Origin of the sequence: Kribbella sp. NPDC050820 (genome assembly GCF_040653975.1) — a bacterium.
GTDB lineage: Bacteria > Actinomycetota > Actinomycetes > Propionibacteriales > Kribbellaceae > Kribbella.
In genome coordinates, this window is record NZ_JBFAHB010000168.1 from 1 (window position 1) to 1688 (window position 1688).

Genomic DNA, 1688 nt, shown 5'->3' on the forward strand with positions numbered 1-1688 from the left:
CCTGGATCCACCGATGGACTGGGGTGAGTTGGCTGGGGTGAGCGTGCCGTAACGCGAGAATGCCCTTGCGTGCTGGGAGATTGGGACTTGCGACAGTTCCGAAGCTCTCAACCCGGAAGGGCATCTCTGAGGTGCAACTCTCTCATAGGCCGCGGTCGATGGCGGCGAAGTTCGACGATCCGAATCTGGTGTCGTCGGCTGGTCTGGTTCCAGGGATGGCGTTGGCGGCGTCGGCAAGGTTGCGCGAGCTTGTCGATGAGCGGTTGAGCGTGCCGACGGACAAGGGCGCGAATGCGGGGTTGAAGGTGGCCTCGCTGGTCGCGGGCATGGTCGCCGGTGCGGACAGCATCGACGACATGGCGCTGCTTCGGCACGGTGGGATGGGTCGGGTGTTCGACCGCGTTTATGCGCCGTCGACGCTGGGGTCGTTCCTGCGCAGCTTCACCTTCGGCCACGTCCGCCAGCTCGACGCGGTCGCGTCGCGGTTCCTGACCAGGCTGGCCGACCGGACACCGCTGGTCGGCGACGTCGACACGGTCGCCGACGGCGGGTCCGGCGGGTTCGTGCTGGTCGATGTCGATGACACGATCATCGAGGTTCACGGCTATGCCAAGCAGGGCGCTGGGTTCGGCTATTCGGGGGTACGGGGCCTGAACGCACTGCTGGCCACGGTCACCACCACCGGCGCCGCGCCGGTTGTGGTGGCGCAGCGGCTGCGGAAGGGATCGTGCGGTTCGCCGCGTGGCGCCAGGCGCCTGGTCACCGATGCGCTGAAGACCGTGCGCGGGCTGCCTGGACTGTCGGGCGGCAGGCCGCTGGTGCGCGCCGACTCGGCGTTCTACGGCCGCGGCCTGGTGCTGGCCGCGGTCCGCGCCGGCGCCGAGGTCTCGGTCACCGTCCGCCTCGACAAGCGGGTCAAGGCCGCGATCGCGGCCGTCGCGGACGACGCGAATGCGTGGACCACGATCCAGTACACCGACGCGATCTACGACCAAGCCACCGGCCAATGGATCTCGCGCGCCGAAGTCGCCGAAATCCCGTTCACCGCGTTCGCCTCCCGCAAGAAGAGCGAGCGGGTGCCCGGCCGGCTCGTGATCCGCCGGATCCCCGACCTCAACACCGACAAGAACACGACGGCCGGGCAGGACACCTTGTTCGACATCTGGCGGTTCCACGCGTTCTTCACCACCGTCGCCCCAGACGTGATGGACACCGTGGCCGTCGACAAGACCCACCGCGGACACGCGATCATCGAACAGGTCAACGCCGACCTGAAGGACTCCGCCCTGGCGCACCTGCCGTCCGGGGTCTTCACCGCGAACGCCGCCTGGCTCGTGCTCGCGGTGATGGCCTTCAACCTCACCCGCGCGGCCGCCACCCTGGCCGGCGGTGAGTTGGCCAAGGCCCGCACCGGCACGATCCGACGCAAACTCATCAACATCGCTGCCCGGATCGCATCATCGGCCCGCCGAATCACCCTGCACCTGCCCGTCGGCTGGCCCTGGCAGCCCCACTGGGAAAGGCTGTTCGACCAAACCTCCAAACCACCCGCCGCAACGTCCTGACCACGCCGACCACGGTCCGACCGGAGAACCGCAAGTGGAACACCCCCGCAGCGAGGCGGGACGTCCCACCACGCCACACCCAGCCGACCCTGCAGCGCATCGAGAATCAGCCACCCACGCCAG

At 68.5% G+C, this 1688-nt stretch carries 1 protein-coding gene; it reads left to right on the top strand.

Annotation, left to right across the window (positions count from 1 at the left end; translation table 11 throughout):
• Positions 1-131: 131 nt before the first annotated feature.
• Positions 132-1565 carry an IS1380 family transposase gene (locus AB0H36_RS48035; protein WP_360539109.1) on the top strand — a complete coding sequence of 478 codons (1434 nt, stop codon included), beginning with the start codon at positions 132-134 and terminating at the stop codon, positions 1563-1565.
• Positions 1566-1688: the final 123 nt, after the last annotated feature.